This window comes from Candidatus Margulisiibacteriota bacterium, assembly GCA_031268855.1.
Lineage (GTDB): Bacteria > Margulisbacteria > Termititenacia > Termititenacales > Termititenacaceae > Termititenax.
This window is the reverse complement of record JAIRWS010000069.1, coordinates 1-14,635: the sequence shown is the minus strand read 5'-3', so window position 1 is coordinate 14,635 and position 14,635 is coordinate 1. Positions and strand designations below refer to the sequence as shown.

Annotated in this window: 18 protein-coding genes; 13 read left to right on the top strand and 5 right to left on the bottom strand. The window is 52.0% G+C overall.

Annotated elements, in window-relative coordinates:
* The 4 genes from LBJ25_04375 to LBJ25_04360 all read left to right on the top strand — a co-directional run.
* Nucleotides 1–809 (top strand): hypothetical protein (locus tag LBJ25_04375; protein MDR1453189.1); only part of this gene is annotated, 809 nt, incomplete at its 5' end.
* Nucleotides 810–894: 85 nt separating this feature from the next.
* A complete protein-coding gene (locus LBJ25_04370) occupies nucleotides 895–1,449 on the top strand; it encodes an RNA polymerase sigma factor (GenBank protein ID MDR1453188.1) in 555 nt (184 codons plus the stop codon).
* A complete protein-coding gene (locus LBJ25_04365; GenBank protein ID MDR1453187.1) occupies nucleotides 1,434–1,712 on the top strand; it encodes a hypothetical protein in 279 nt (92 codons plus the stop codon). The genes LBJ25_04370 and LBJ25_04365 overlap by 16 nt, the downstream gene beginning before the upstream one ends.
* A gap of 42 nt (nucleotides 1,713–1,754) precedes the next feature.
* On the top strand, nucleotides 1,755–2,201 hold the full coding sequence (locus LBJ25_04360; GenBank protein ID MDR1453186.1) for a Spy/CpxP family protein refolding chaperone: 447 nt from the start codon (nucleotides 1,755–1,757) through the stop codon (nucleotides 2,199–2,201).
* Here LBJ25_04360 and LBJ25_04355 read toward each other — a convergent pair.
* A complete protein-coding gene (locus tag LBJ25_04355) occupies nucleotides 2,198–3,151 on the bottom strand; it encodes an SDR family oxidoreductase (GenBank protein MDR1453185.1) in 954 nt (317 codons plus the stop codon). The genes LBJ25_04360 and LBJ25_04355 overlap by 4 nt on opposite strands.
* Nucleotides 3,152–3,175: 24 nt before the next feature.
* On the opposite strand from LBJ25_04355, the gene trmB reads away from it, so the two are divergent.
* Nucleotides 3,176–3,784, top strand: coding sequence for a tRNA (guanosine(46)-N7)-methyltransferase TrmB (gene trmB / locus LBJ25_04350; GenBank protein ID MDR1453184.1), 609 nt, complete (start codon nucleotides 3,176–3,178; stop codon nucleotides 3,782–3,784).
* On the opposite strand, the gene LBJ25_04345 is transcribed toward trmB, so the two are convergent.
* A complete protein-coding gene (locus LBJ25_04345; protein ID MDR1453183.1) occupies nucleotides 3,774–4,685 on the bottom strand; it encodes a hypothetical protein in 912 nt (303 codons plus the stop codon). The two genes, trmB and LBJ25_04345, sit on opposite strands and share 11 nt — an antisense overlap.
* Before the next feature lie 102 nt (nucleotides 4,686–4,787).
* Here LBJ25_04345 and LBJ25_04340 point away from each other — a divergent pair, with 102 nt between their 5' ends.
* Complete coding sequence (locus LBJ25_04340; GenBank protein ID MDR1453182.1) at nucleotides 4,788–5,624, top strand: sulfide/dihydroorotate dehydrogenase-like FAD/NAD-binding protein; 837 nt, start codon at nucleotides 4,788–4,790, stop codon at nucleotides 5,622–5,624.
* Nucleotides 5,617–7,011, top strand: coding sequence for an NADPH-dependent glutamate synthase (gltA, locus tag LBJ25_04335; GenBank protein ID MDR1453181.1), 1,395 nt, complete (start codon nucleotides 5,617–5,619; stop codon nucleotides 7,009–7,011). The genes LBJ25_04340 and gltA overlap by 8 nt, the downstream gene beginning before the upstream one ends.
* 111 nt (nucleotides 7,012–7,122) lie before the next feature.
* On the opposite strand, the gene LBJ25_04330 is transcribed toward gltA, so the two are convergent.
* Genes LBJ25_04330 through LBJ25_04320 form a run of 3 tightly spaced genes read right to left on the bottom strand, consistent with a single transcriptional unit; the run spans nucleotide 7,123 to nucleotide 8,055 of the window.
* Nucleotides 7,123–7,338, bottom strand: a complete 216-nt coding sequence (locus LBJ25_04330) for a DUF3791 domain-containing protein (GenBank protein MDR1453180.1) — start codon at nucleotides 7,336–7,338, stop codon at nucleotides 7,123–7,125.
* On the bottom strand, nucleotides 7,338–7,580 hold the full coding sequence (locus LBJ25_04325) for a hypothetical protein (GenBank protein MDR1453179.1): 243 nt from the start codon (nucleotides 7,578–7,580) through the stop codon (nucleotides 7,338–7,340). Before LBJ25_04325 ends, LBJ25_04330 begins: the two co-directional genes overlap by 1 nt.
* A complete protein-coding gene (locus LBJ25_04320; protein MDR1453178.1) occupies nucleotides 7,567–8,055 on the bottom strand; it encodes a DUF3990 domain-containing protein in 489 nt (162 codons plus the stop codon). Before LBJ25_04320 ends, LBJ25_04325 begins: the two co-directional genes overlap by 14 nt.
* 434 nt (nucleotides 8,056–8,489) lie before the next feature.
* On the opposite strand from LBJ25_04320, the gene LBJ25_04315 reads away from it, so the two are divergent.
* The 6 genes from LBJ25_04315 to hydG all read left to right on the top strand — a co-directional run.
* The gene (locus LBJ25_04315; protein ID MDR1453177.1) at nucleotides 8,490–8,972 is read left to right on the top strand and encodes an NAD(P)H-dependent oxidoreductase subunit E; all 483 of its coding nucleotides are present in this window, start codon (nucleotides 8,490–8,492) and stop codon (nucleotides 8,970–8,972) included.
* Between the two features lie 10 nt (nucleotides 8,973–8,982).
* Complete coding sequence (locus LBJ25_04310) at nucleotides 8,983–10,827, top strand: NADH-quinone oxidoreductase subunit NuoF (protein MDR1453176.1); 1,845 nt, start codon at nucleotides 8,983–8,985, stop codon at nucleotides 10,825–10,827.
* Nucleotides 10,828–10,836: 9 nt separating this feature from the next.
* On the top strand, nucleotides 10,837–12,591 hold the full coding sequence (locus LBJ25_04305; GenBank protein ID MDR1453175.1) for a [FeFe] hydrogenase, group A: 1,755 nt from the start codon (nucleotides 10,837–10,839) through the stop codon (nucleotides 12,589–12,591).
* A gap of 34 nt (nucleotides 12,592–12,625) precedes the next feature.
* Nucleotides 12,626–12,949: a type II toxin-antitoxin system Phd/YefM family antitoxin gene (locus LBJ25_04300; GenBank protein ID MDR1453174.1), complete on the top strand. Its 324-nt coding sequence runs from the start codon at nucleotides 12,626–12,628 to the stop codon at nucleotides 12,947–12,949.
* Nucleotides 12,933–13,256, top strand: a complete 324-nt coding sequence (locus LBJ25_04295) for a type II toxin-antitoxin system RelE/ParE family toxin (protein MDR1453173.1) — start codon at nucleotides 12,933–12,935, stop codon at nucleotides 13,254–13,256. The genes LBJ25_04300 and LBJ25_04295 overlap by 17 nt, the downstream gene beginning before the upstream one ends.
* A gap of 63 nt (nucleotides 13,257–13,319) precedes the next feature.
* Nucleotides 13,320–14,635 (top strand): [FeFe] hydrogenase H-cluster radical SAM maturase HydG (hydG, locus tag LBJ25_04290; GenBank protein MDR1453172.1); only part of this gene is annotated, 1,316 nt, incomplete at its 3' end.

Sequence of the window (14,635 nt, the reverse complement as noted above, 5' to 3'; positions counted from 1 at the left end):
GTTATAATATCGACGAGGGCAAAAAGCTTTCGGCTGAGGGTATGCGGGCGGCTTTGCACACCAAGGAAAATGTCACGAATAAAACAGACGCCATAAACAGCAGCAACAATTCAAGCAATACGCAGTATCCATCGGTTAAAGCGGTCTATGACCTTGCTGTACACCAGGCTGGCGCGCAGACAATAACCGGCGTTAAAACTTTCGGCGCGGCTGGCGCGGCGGCTGAGCCAAAATTAGGCGCGGCCAAAACAACTGACGCCGCCAATGATGGCACAAAATTCGCCACCGAGGCGCAGGTGTATAAAGCCGTGCAGGGCGTGGATATTTTGCCGTCAGGCACGATATTGGCGATGGCGACGTCCAGCTGGGTGAATGCCAGCGCGACCTTTAAAAGCAAATGGCGTGTCTGCGACGGCTCAGGTGGCACGCCGAATTTAATTGGCAGGTTTTTGCGCGGCGGGATAGCGAGTGACAATGCGACTGGCGGCGCGGACAATCAAAACATAACTTTGACTAAAGATAACTTGCCAGCGCATAACCATACTATGCAAAACGCCGGAAACCACAGTCATTCTGTGTCTATGAAAATAAGTGGCAGCGATAAAAACGAATATTTTAGCGGCTGGGGAACGAATGGTAGCTGGAGTGATCAGCAAAATGTCACGGGAGTCAGATGGTACGCCCCTTTTTCTGCATCAACTGATGGCAATCATGTGCATCCCATAGATAACGCTGGAGACGGCAAGCCTTTTACTGTAGACACAGTTCCTGCCTATTACGCGGTCATCTATGTCATGAAAGTGGCCTAGACCGCCAGAAATTCCTAATCTGCGAAACGTTGCTTCATTTAAATTAAGCCGGAACTTTTTTGCCGGAGAATTGTATAATCGCTAAATGGCCAAAGCAGATAATTACGCGGCGGAGTTTAGAGCCGGAGACGCCGCGGCTTTTAAGCGGATGTATGAGGATACTTCAGCCCTGCTGTATCGCGTGGTTTTTCGCTTGACCGGCTCGCGTGAGGACGCCGAGGATATTTTGCATGATGTGTATATCAAGGCGTATCAGGCGCGGCGGTCATACCAGCCGCAGCTGTCCGGTCTACAGACCTGGCTGTATAGAATAGCCGTAAATCATGCGCTCAATTTTTTGAAGCGCAAAAAATGGCTGGGCGGCAATTTGGCCAATTTGTTTGGTCGGCAGGAAACCGAGGATGTGGCCGAGAGTTACGCTGGCGCGGCGGAAAATGAGACGCTGCAAAAACTCTTGCAAGAAATCCCGGAAAATTACCGCGTCTGCGTAGTGCTACGCGATATAGAAGACCGGCCCTATGACGAAATCGCTGGAATTTTAAATGTGGAGCTGGGTACTGTGAAATCGCGGCTGAGCCGCGGCCGGCAAATACTGAAAAGTTTATACGAAAGGAGTGAACGGCCATGCGAAAAAACATAAAGAAGGATTTGCGCGAATTGAAAAGCAGAGATTTGGCGCCGCGTTTTACGCTCTGGTTGCGCGTCGAGGATACGTTGCGCCGCAGAAAATCCTGGCTGACGCAGCGCTGCCGCGGGCTGGCTTTTGCCGCGACGGCTGTCTGCGCGGTACTGATCTTTACCGGACAGTCTTACTACAGCCGTTATCAGTTAGACCAATACCTCTCGCAGATGTTTGTCTACACACCCAATCCGGTGGTCAGCGAATACGGAACTTTTATCTAGCGCAAATTGTATAACTAACAAGCATTAAAAAAAGGAGGCTTTATGGGAAAAATAAAAATAGGTTTGGCGGTAATGGTTTTGGCGGCGCTGGTTTTGGCGGCTCCGGGCGGTAAAGAAAAAGGCGAACGCCACAGCGGAGAATTTTTTAAGGAATTGAATTTGACCGATGCGCAGACCAAGCAGCTGGATGATAATCGCAAGGCGGCGGCGAAAGCCATGCAGGACAATCAAGAAAACTCGCGCAAAGAGTACGGTGGCCTGTTCGACGAACTGGCTAAAGATAATCCCAATGCCGGCAGGATCGCGCAGATCAAGCTGAATATTCTGGATCTGGAATCTAAGCGTCTGGACAACATGATCGACAATGCCAGCGGTTTGAAAAAAGTTTTGACCAAAGAACAATTTGCCAAATTTCAGGAGAAACAAAAAAGACCCAATAAAGATGAGAAAAAAGAGAGAAAAACTAAAGCGGAAAATAAAGAGGATTAGAGGGTTTTGAAATAAGCGATCGTTTCTTTTAAGCCTTCCGCCAGAGGAACTTTTGGCTGCCAGGCCAGTTCTTTTTTGGCCAGTGTAATGTCCGGGCGGCGCTGCCGGGGGTCGTCCTGTGGCAGGGGTTGATGCGTGATTTTAGATTTGCTTTTGGTCAGCTTCAACACCTGTTCGGCTAGTTCCAGCATGGTGAATTCATCCGGGTTGCCGAGGTTGACCGGCCCGGTGAAATCCTGGCGGGACCGCATCAAGGCCACGAGCGCGTCGATGAGATCGTCGATGTAGCAAAACGAGCGCGTCTGGGTGCCGTTGCCGTAGATCGTAATATCCTCACCGCGCAGAGCCTGCATAATAAAATTGCTGACCACACGGCCGTCGTTGGGGTGCATGCGCGGGCCGTAAGTATTAAAAATGCGCGCGACTTTGATATCGACATTGTTTTGGCGGTGATAATCAAAAAATAAAGTTTCCGCACAGCGTTTACCTTCGTCGTAGCACGAGCGGATGCCGATCGGATTGACATTGCCCCAGTAACTCTCCGTCTGTGGATGCACGGACGGGTCGCCGTAGACTTCGCTGGTCGAGGCCTGCAAAATGCGCGCTTTGGTGCGTTTGGCCAGACCCAGCATATTGATCGCGCCGTGCACGCTGGTCTTGACGGTCTTGACTGGATTGTATTGATAATGCGGAGGACTGGCCGGGCAGGCTAAATTGTAGATCTGATCGACTTCCACAAAATACGGCAGAGTGACATCATGCCGCGCGACTTCAAAATACGGATTGCCGATAAGCCGCTCGATGTTGCGTTTCTGTCCGGTGAAAAAATTGTCGAGACAGACCACATCCATTTTTTCACGCAGCAAGCGTTCGCAAAGATGACTGCCCAGAAATCCCGCGCCGCCGGTGACCAGCGCGCGCTGGTTTAACGAATATGTACGTCCGCTCATGGGGCTAGTATACTACACAAATCTATGCGCGCGCATCCGCATTACAATCCTTTCAATGTCCGCGAGCCGGCCGAACATCCCGACTGGACAAAAGTTTTTGCGCGGCCGGAGCAGCCGCTGGATTTAGAGATCGGTTTTTCGACCGGACGCTGGCTGGTACAGTACGCCAAAATTTTTCCGGAGCGCAATATCGCCGGCTTGGAAATACGCGCCAGATTTATCGAGCACGCGCGACAGCGGCTTGCTGCGGAAAAACTGGCCAATGCTTACGTGCTCAAAGCCAACGCCGCCGCCGCGCTGCCGGAATTATTTGCGCCGCAAGTTTTAAGCCGCGCCATAATTATGTTTCCCGATCCCTGGTACAAGCCGCGGCATCTCAAGCGGCGCGTGGTCAGTCCAAAATTTCTGGCGGAGCTGGCGGTGTGTCTGCGCGGCGGCGCGGAACTGCACATTGCTACCGATCGGCAGGGTCTGGCCGCGGACATGCTGGCGGATCTGACCGCGGCGCCGGAGTATCAAAACAAATATGCACAATACGCGCTGGAAAATTTTACGGGGCTGGCCACGGATATTGAGCTGTATAATCTAGAACGCGGCCGGAAAATTTACCGCCTAGTTTTTGTCAGGCGCTGACCGAAGGCAGCGGGCTGACCGGAGGCAGTGTGCTGACCGAAGGCAGTGGGCTGACCGAGGGTAGCGGGCTTTTACTGGCGATCAACGAACTGACCGAAGCAAGGATCGCTTTAGCTTCGGACAACTCGGCCTGAATATCGCGGTATTCCTGCTCAGCGCGTTTAAATTTGTACTCCAGCTGAATGTTTTTTTCCTGCTCGGCGCTGAAAGATTCGATGACGCGATTCATTTCCTGCATGGCGTTTTCGCGGGATTCGATCAGACCTTTTTTCTCGCTCTCCAGCTTGCGAATGGTTTCTTCCTGCGCGGCAACGCGGTCGGTCAAAACCTTGGCGCTGTTTTTCAGCGCAGTGATTTCTTTGGTGGCGAGATTGTTAGTGTCCTGAAGGAACTCGACTTGCTTGAGCAGCTCGGTTTCGCGGCCTGCGGATTTTTCGATAGTCCGGCGGGCGACGGAAACTTCTTGATGCAAATGTTTGTTTTCCGCCTCGGCCTTGATGAACTCGCTGCTTTTGGCAACGATCAAAGCGGTTTTTTCCTGCAACAGCCTCTGCAAATGCTCGATTTGGTCAGCTTGTTCGGCCAGCAGTTTGTCTTTGGCATCCAGCTCGATCTGCAACCGCTGCACGCCTTTGTCGCCAGCCAGCTCGACCTTGAGCTGCGTCACTTCTTTTTCGGCCGCGCCAAAATATTCTCTGGCCAGCGCGATTTTCTCACGCAACATCTGGATCTCTTCCTGCGGCGTGAAAGCGACGATGCGGTCGGCCTCGACCAGACGTTCTCTAATGCGGAAATGCGCCTGCCGGTAATTTTTCTCCGCGCGCTCTTTGTCTTTAAGCGCAGTCAAGGTCAATTCATTTTGCTGAATTTTGGTGAAATCTTCGGCTTTGATAATAGACATAACTAACATATTATAAACAAGGGGCGGAAATATTACAATTGCCCGATATCCGGTATAAATCAGGGTTTTATAAAGCGAAAATTTGTATTATATTACCGCATTATGGCGCGGCTCCAAGCAATAAAACGGCTGTCCGAAAGCGTCTACCGCCTGACGGTGGCCGCGCCGGAGATAGCCGCTAAACATCAGCCGGGGCAATTTATCGTCCTGCGCATTGACGCGGCGGGCGAGCGTATACCGCTGACTATTGCGGACAAAAATACAGACGCAGGGACGATCGATTTGATCGTGCAGGCGGTGGGCAAAACCACGCGGCAGTTGGTCGATCTGCCAGCTGGCGCGGATATTCTCGATCTGGCGGGGCCGCTGGGGCTGCCGACGCAGATTACCAAACTCGGCACAGTGGTCATGATCGGCGGGGGCGTGGGCGCCGCGCCGCTGTATCCGATCGCCAGGGGTTTTCAGCAAATTGGGAACAAAGTTATAACTATTCTTGGCGCGCGGAATAAAGACCTGCTGATTTTGCCGGCTGAATTCGCGGAACTGAGCGACGAATTGATCCTGATGACCGATGACGGCTCGCTGGGCGAAAAAGGCTTGGTCACCCATGCTCTGCAAAAATTGATCGACCAAAAAATTGAAATAAAAAAAGTCGTGGCGATCGGGCCGTTGATCATGATGAAATTTGTCACGGAGCTGGCCGGAAAATACGGGATACCGACTGTCGTTAGTTTGAACAGTTTGATGATCGACGGCACCGGCATGTGCGGCGGCTGCCGGGTGCGCGTGGGCGGCGAGACGAAATTTACCTGCGTGCATGGGCCGGAGTTTGACGGACAGCAGGTGGATTTTGACACGCTGCTCAAGCGCGCGAACATTTACAAACACGAAGAACAATGCCGGCTGGAAGCGTATTTAAAAAGAGGCGGGCATGGCTGAAAAAATTGCCAGACAAAAAAAACCGGAGCAGAGCCCGCAGGTCCGCCGCGCGAATTTCCGGGAAGTGTCGGGCGGCTACTCAAGAGAGCAGGCGTGTTTGGAGGCCGGCCGCTGCCTGCAATGCAAAAATCCAGCCTGTGTGTCCGGCTGTCCGGTCGGCGTGAAGATCCCGCAGTTTATTCAGAAAATTAAAGACGGCGATTTTACCGGAGCTTATGGGACCATTCACGTGGACAATTATTTGCCGGCGGTCTGCGGCCGCGTCTGTCCGCAGGAGACGCAGTGCGAGGGCAAATGCGTGCTCGGTAAAAAAGGCGAACCGGTGGCGATCGGCAATCTCGAAAGATTTGCGGCGGATTGGGCGGCGGATACTGTGGTGGCGGCGCTTGCGCCGCCCCCACAGCCAGCCGCCCGATCCGCCGGTAAAAAGATCGCCGTCATCGGCTCCGGGCCTTCCGGTCTGGCCTGCGCCGCGGAATTAAACGCCGCTGGTTTTGCGGTGACGGTTTACGAAGCTCTGCATGAACTCGGCGGCGTGCTGGCTTACGGCATACCGGAATTTCGCCTGCCCAAAGAGATCGTCCGCCGCGAGATAAAAAATCTGTCCGCCGCTGGCGTGCGTTTTGAGACGAACGCGGTCATCGGCAGGATTTACACGGTAGACGATTTGCTGAAAAATTTTTCCGCGGTGTATATTGCCAGCGGCGCGGGATTTCCGTCTTTTATGAATATCGCGGGCGAGGATCTGAACGGCGTGTATTCGGCTAACGAGTATCTGACGCGCCTCAATCTTATGAAAGCCTATCAACCCGACACGGACACGCCAATAATAAAAGGCCGCCGCGTGGCGGTGATCGGCGGCGGCAACGTGGCGATGGACGCGGCGCGCAGCGCGCTGCGTCTGGGCGCGGAGCGGGTCTATCTCATCTACCGGCGTTCGCGCGCCGAAATGCCGGCGCGCCGCGAGGAGATACAGCACGCCGAAGAAGAGGGCGTCGAATTTTTGTTTCTGCACAATCCCGTCAAGTATCTCGGCGATGAAAAAGGTTTTGTGCAAAAAGCGCTTATTCAGAAAATGACGCTGGGCGAGCCGGACGCTTCCGGCCGCCGCAGGCCGGAACCGCAGGCCGGCAGCGAATACGAGCTGGCGGTCAACGCGGTGATAGTGGCGGTCGGCACGCAGGCCAATCCGATACTCAAAGATACTACGCCGGATCTGCCGACGGACAAACGCGGCTACATCATCGTTGATGAAAATGGCCGGACTGCCAAAAAAGGCGTTTGGGCGGGCGGCGACATTGCCAGCGGCGCGGCGACAGTTATTCTGGCGATGGGCGCGGGCAAACGCTCGGCTAAGGCTATAGAAAAATATATTCGTTCTGCCTGAACAGCGCGGGCGACCGACAGCGGCCTCAAGCCGCGGATGAAGTGCAGGCAGCCGACGGGGCTGTCTGCCAAACGCGCGGCTAGATCGATAATGGCGGAGCCGGGATAGTTTTTATTGCTCCTGCTGAGCGGTACTTTGCTGAATTATCTCGTCAAATTCGGCAAGTAAATATTGGGTGCCAAGCATATGCAGAGCGTCATATCTGCGTATAATATAATCATACACGCCAGACTGCTTAAATAAAGACAAGGCTTGATAGCCGGAAATATTTTTCTTTTGTTTATAGGCTTCAATAGCATATATGAGAAATTTGTATTCTTTGCTCATCAAGCCGCCTCTTCTGGAAATAAAATCTCTCCAGTTTTCTGTTCCAGAGCGAACAATTCGCATAGTTTGGGCACGCTATAGTGCCATAGGCCAGAATGTTCGCTGGACAATAAAGAATATAATTTTGATTTGTAGAATAGTTCAATTGCCGCATGTTCCGACAGGTTATCTTTGGTGGAAATTTTGCTGATTATTTCCGGTATCATTACGGTAAGCAGACCGGTCAATTTAGCGGGCGGCATAATTCACCTCAAAATGTTCAGTGAATTTCAAGTATTCTAAAGATTTTGGCGTTTTGAATACAAGTTGATTAAATAATTTCTTTATCTTGAGTTGGGCTTTGGCCTGCTCCATAGACAGCACGCCGGTCTCGTATAACTGCAGGGTCAAATATACGTCATCATTAGCGACCGCCCCGTAGATGCAGTCCGCGGCTTGCGGCGGCTCGTTGCCTTTGCGGCAATGAATAATAAGGTCAAACCAAGCGTCAGAAGCTCCGTCAAAAGAAAGCAATTTTAATTGAGGGAAAGAAGCGGCTTCGTCGAACTGATAAACCGAAACAACAGGCGCGCCGCTTTTTCTATCAGCTATTTTTTGTGAAAATGTTATGGCTTGTTCTTTATTCGTAGTGGTGTAAAAACCTCTGCCAAAATCGATGCCGCGATTGGGCTCCAAAATTTCCGGTTTCTTGACAATGATATTTGAGCCGTGATACAAAAACAATTAAGCTCCTCTTAAATACAAATTACTACACAATATTTTAGCACACAGTGAGAAACTTCTGTTTATTCCTGCATTACATAGTTTTTGCAATGTCTCGCTGGCCTCGACGGTTCGCCAGCGTATCCGCAGGATACAGGCTCACCGTGTCCAGGACTTGGCTAACGCGAGATAATCGCCGGCGGCTAGCAGCTGACACGGCACCAATATGCCGAAATCGAAGTTAGAAACTATAAAAAAGCCCTGGACTTTATCGACAAGCGCAAAACAAAAAAACGCCGCTAACCGCCGAGAATGTTCTAATGGACAACGGCTATCTCAAAACGAGCGGTAACGCCCGCGGAACAAAATATCTCTAGTTTATTTAGTTTGCCATTTTTCATTAAATATACTATATTACCAAAACTAAATTGTCCACAAACCCGGAGGTAATTGCTCAAGTGTCCAGCGAATTACAGTTGTCCCAGGAGCTGCGAGATTTTATCAAGACATGGAAAGACAAGCCGGGTAACCTCATTATGATATTGCATCGCGTCCAGCAGGAGTTCAAATATATTCCGCGCGAAGCGGCATTATATCTGGCCAAAGAATTAAATGTCCCGCTGGCCAAAATTTACGGCGTGATTACTTTTTATCATTTTTTCAAGCTCAAGAAACCGGGGCGGCACAATATTCAGGTCTGCATCGGCACGGCCTGCTATCTCAAGAGCGGCAGCGACCTGCTGCTGGAGCTGGAAAATCTGCTCGGCGTGGGCGTGGGCGGTGTAACCGCGGACGGTCTGTTTTCGATAGAAGGCGTGCGCTGCGTGGGTTGCTGCGGGCTGGCGCCTGTGGCGGTTATCGACGGCGAGGTTTTCGGCAAGCTCAAAAAAGACAAACTGCCGGAGATCATCGCGCAATTTAAGACTAAATAGCGGAGAAAAAATGACGGTAATTACTATTGAAGATTTAAAGAAAATCGCTAAAGAACAAAGCGGTGTGAAATCCGCTTATCAGAAAATCGTGCTGGTCTGCGGCGGCACGGGCTGCGAATCCAGCAAGTCAGATTTGATCTATCAAAATTTGCGGGCTGCCGTGCGGGATTCCGGTTTGGACAAAAGCGTGCAGGTCATCAAGACCGGCTGTTTTGGCTTTTGTGAAAAGGGGCCGATCGTCAAAGTCCAGCCGGATGAATCTTTTTACGTTGAGGTCAAACCGGAAGACGCGGCGGAGATCGTAGCCGAGCATCTGGTCAAAGGACAGGAAGTCGCGCGGCTGCTGTACGACAAAAATAAAAAATCCGGCGCGACGGCCGACGATATTGGTTTTTACAAAAAACAGATGCGCGTGGTTTTGCGCAACTGCGGCCTGATTGATCCCGAGAACATCAATGAATATATTGCCCGCGACGGTTATCGCGCGCTGGCCAAAGTTTTGTTTGAACTGACGCCCGAGCAGGTCATTGAGGAATTAAAAAAATCCGGTCTGCGCGGGCGCGGCGGCGCGGGTTTTCCAACCTGGCGCAAATGGGATTTTTCCAGAGCTGTGCCGAGCGAACAAAAATATATAGTTTGCAACGCTGACGAAGGTGATCCGGGCGCGTACATGGACCGCAGCACATTGGAAGGCGATCCGCATTCGGTGCTGGAAGCGCTGACTATTGCCGGCCGCGTCATCGGCGCGAACCGCGGCTTCATTTATATCCGCGCGGAGTATCCGCTGGCGATTCACCGTCTGGAAGTCGCGCTGCGGCAGGCGCGTGAGCTGGGTCTGCTGGGCAAAAATATTCTGGATAGCAAATTTGATTTTGACATCGAGCTGCGTTTGGGCGCGGGCGCGTTTGTCTGCGGCGAGGAAACCGCGCTGCTGGCGTCCATCGAGGGCGCGCGCGGCATGCCGAAGCCCCGTCCGCCGTTCCCTGCCGTGAAAGGTTTGTGGGGCAAACCGACGATCATCAACAACGTGGAGACTTACGCCAATATCGCGGCGATCATTCTCAAAGGCGGCGATTGGTTTGCCGGCATGGGCACCGCGACTTCCAAAGGCACGAAAGTTTTCGCGCTGACCGGCAAAGTGAAAAACTCCGGCCTGATCGAGGTGCCGATGGGCACAACGTTGCGCGAAATTATTTTTGACATCGGCGGCGGTATCAGCAGCGGCAAAAAATTCAAAGCCGCGCAGTCCGGCGGGCCGTCGGGCGGCGTGATCTCCGAGGAGTTTTTGGACACGCCGATCGATTACGAAAATCTGGCTAAGATCGGCTCGATCATGGGCTCGGGCGGCTTGATCGTCATGGATGAGGACGACTGCATGGTCGACGTTGCTAAATTTTATCTGGAATTTACGGTCGATGAATCCTGCGGCAAATGTTCGCCCTGCCGGATCGGTGGCAAGCAAATTTTAGGCCTGCTGGAAAAAATTACCAAAGGGCAGGGCGCGCTGGAAGATATCGAGAAGATCAAAAAGGTCGGTAAAGCGATGCAAAAGGCTTCGCTCTGCATGCTGGGCGGCACGGCTGCCAATCCGGCGCTCTCCACGCTCAAATATTTTGAACAGGAATATTTGGAACACATCAATGCGAAAAAATGCCGCGCTGGTAAATGTAAAAATTTGCTGGCGTTCTATATCGTTGCCGAGAAATGCAAAGGCTGTGGTTTGTGTCTGCGCAAATGTCCGGCTAATGCGATCACCGGCGAAAAACTAAAACCGCATGTGATCGACGAGAAAAAATGCATCAAGTGCGGCGCGTGCCTCACGGGCTGCAAATTTGGCGCGATAGTGAAACAATAGGGAGAATTTATGACCAAACAGATAAATCTAAAAATTAACGGGATCCCGGTGACCGCCGCGCCGGGCACGACAATTCTTGATGCCGCGAAAAAAGCCGGCGTGAAAATCCCGACGCTTTGTTATCACCCCGACCTGACTTCCTGGGCGGCCTGCGGCATCTGCGTCGTCAAAGCTGAAAATTCGCCCAAAACTTTCCGCGCCTGCGCCACGCCGGTGGAAGAAAATATGAGTATCATCACGCATGACGCGGAGATCGTGGAGATCCGCAAGACCGTGCTGGAATTGATCTTGTCCAATCATCCCAACGACTGTCTGCAATGTCCGCGCAGCGGCAATTGCGAGCTGCAAACTATCGCCGCGGAATTTGGCCTGCGCGAAAGCCCCTACCAAAAAACGCTGCGCGGCCTGCCCGCGGATTACAGCTCTCCGTCGATCGTGCTCAATCCGGAAAAATGCATTTTGTGCGGCCGCTGCGCGCATGTCTGCCAGGAAATGCAAAATGTCTGGGCGCTGGAATTTATCGGCCGCGGCCACAAAGTGCGCATCGCGCCGGCGGCGGACGTCAGTCTCAACGACAGCCCCTGCATCAAATGCGGCCAGTGCAGCGCGCATTGTCCGGTGGGCGCGATTTACGAAAATGACGAGACCGGCAAAGTCTGGGCGGCTCTCGGTGACAGGGAAAAATATCCGGTAGTGCAGATCGCGCCAGCGGTGCGCGTGGCGATCGGGGAGGCTTTTGGCTACAAATCGGGAGAATTATTGACCGGCAAACTTTATGCCGCGCTGCGCCGTCTGGGTTTCAAGGCGGTGTTTGACACGAATTTCACGGCTGATCTGACTATCATGGAAGAAGGCAGTGAGTTTGTGAAATTATTTAAAGAAGAGCCGGACAAATTGCCGCTGGTTACTTCCTGCTGTCCGGCCTGGGTGGATTATCTGGAAAAATATTATCCCGAGCTGATCCCGCATTTTTCTACCGCCAAATCCCCGCAGGCTATGCTTGGCGTGCTGGCCAAAACTTATTATGCGGAAAAAAACAAAATTGATCCGCAAAATATTTTCATGGTTTCGATCATGCCCTGCACGGCCAAAAAATACGAAATTTCGCGTAGCGATGAGATGCGCGCCAGCGGCCGGCAGGACATCGATGTTTCGCTGACTACGCGCGAACTGACGCGCATGTTCAAAGCGGCTGGCATTGATTTTAATAGTCTGCCGGACGACCGGGCGGATTCTGTTTTGGGCGAATATACCGGCGCCGGCACAATATTTGGCGTGACCGGTGGGGTGATGGAAGCGGCTTTGCGCACTGGCTATCATTTATTGACCGGCGAGGAATTGGGCAATGTGGAATTTCAGGATGTGCGCGGTCTCGACGGCGTGAAAGAAGCCGCGATCGACATCAAGGGCACGAAAGTCAATGTGGCGGTGGCGCACGGCGTGGCCAATGTGCAGCGCGTGCTAGACAAAGTAGAAGCGGCCAAAGCTGCCGGCCAGCCCAGCCCGTATCATTTTATAGAAGTCATGGCCTGCCGCGGCGGCTGCGTCTCCGGCGGTGGTCAACCTTACGGTGCGACAGACGAGGTGCGCCAGCTGCGCGCCAGAGGCTTGTACCAGGACGACGAGCTGTCCGCCAGACGCTGTTCGCATCAAAATCCAGAAATACAAAGATTGTATAAAGATTTTCTAGGCCAGCCGCTGGGTGAAAAATCGCATCATCTGCTGCACACGCATTACACGGCAAGGCCGCTGTATAACCGGTAGCAGGCAAGGCAACGGTTTACTTTCCAGTCTTAATATGGTACTATATAAAGACTGGAGTTTGATGATGAGCGTGAATTTGAAAAATGATATAAAACCGATTTCTTATATCAAATCCCACGCGGCGGATATGCTGAAATATGTCAATGAATGTAAAAACCCTGTGGTCATTACTCAAAATGGTGAGGCCAAAGCTGTGCTGGTCGATGTGGATAGCTATCAGCGCGTTCAAGACGCTTTTGCTTTGCTGAATCTGGTCAGGCTTGGTGAGAAAGATTATCTGGCGGGCCGGACGCGCGCGGCCAAAGAAGTCTTTGCCGAGCTCAGAGCCGATATAAAAGAACATGCTCAAAAGATATAAATTAATTTTTTCGGACACAGCCCGTGATGACATTAGAGAGATTTTCGCTTATATCGCCCGGGAAAATCCGCAAAACGCGGAGAAAATATTAGAAAAGATTGAAACTAAAATAACTGCTTTAGGTTTTTTCCCACAAAAAGGCCGTGTGGTGCCGGAGTTTCTGGAGCAGAACATTAAAAACTATCGTGAGTTGCAAGAATATCCCTGGCGGATTATTTATTTTCTGGGCGGACGCAATGTAGTGATAGCTGCGGTACTGGACAGCAGACGCGACCTTAAAGATCTATTAGTCGGCAAATTTCTGTAAGTTTTCCGCTTTATTTTTCAGCCAATCTGATTATAATACGCTTTATTAGGAAGCGAGTGTCTTATGCAATACATCAACGAAGCCCTGATCTGGGAAACTCTGGAGCGGGCTAAAAAATCTACTCTTGCGGACATAGAGCAAATTCTGCAAAAGACAAAAAAGTTGCGGCGGCTGACTCTGGCGGAGACCGCGGCTTTGCTGGCCGTGGAAGATCCGGAATTACTGCGGGAAATTTTCGCGGCGGCGGCCTGGGTCAAAAATGAGATTTACGGCAAGCGCGTGGTGCTTTTTGCGCCGCTGTATATCAGCAATATCTGCCAGAACATCTGCCGTTACTGCGCGTTCAAAGCGGACAATAAAGCGATAGAACGCCAAGCGCTTGATCCGGCGGAAATAAAAGCGCGGATAGAGTTTTTGCTGCGGCGCGGACACAAGCGTATTCTGCTGGTGGCCGGTGAGGCCAAGCCAGATTTTGCCAGCTCGCTGATCGATTACTATACAAACGCGATCGAGGCGATCTATGCGGCACAGGTTGGCGCGCACAAGATCAAGCGCGTGAATATCAACTGCGCGCCGCTGCCGGTTGAAGATTTTGAAAAATTAAAAAAATCCGGCATCGGCACTTTTCAGATTTTTCAGGAAACTTATCATGCGGAAACTTACCGCTATGTGCATGTCCAGGGACCTAAGACCGATCCGGACAAGCGGATTGCCGCCATAGACAATGCTTTTGCCGCGGGCATAGACGATGTGGGCATGGGCGTGCTGTACGGTCTCTTTGATTACCGTTTTGAAACGCTAGCGCTGCTGATGCATATCGAGCGGCTGGAAAAAATTTTTCGCGTCGGGCCGCATACGATTTCTGTGCCGCGCATTGAACCGGCGCTGGGCGCGGAGTTTTCGCAAAATATTCCGTACCAAGTCGCGGACGCGGACTTCAAAAAAATTGTCGCCGTGCTGCGCCTGTCCGTGCCGTACACCGGCCTGATCCTTTCCACGCGCGAGACGCCGCAAATGCGCGATGAGCTGATCGATTTGGGCATCTCGCAGATCAGCGCGGAGTCCAGCGTGTCGCCGGACGGCTATCAGGAAAAACCCGAAGAGAACGCCCAGTTTACGGTGGCCGACCACCGCAGTCTGGATGAGATTATCGCTTCGCTGGTGAGTAAGGGTTATATTCCCAGTTTTTGCGCGGCCTGTTACCGCAAAGGACGCACTGGCGAAAAATTCATGTGTCTGGCCAAGCCCGGCACGATCAAGGGCAAATGCAGCATGAACGCATTGATTACTCTGCGTGAATATCTGGACGATTTCGCGCCGGACAGCACTAAAGTTGAGGGTTATAAATTTCTGGAAAAACTTAAAGACGCGCTGCCGGA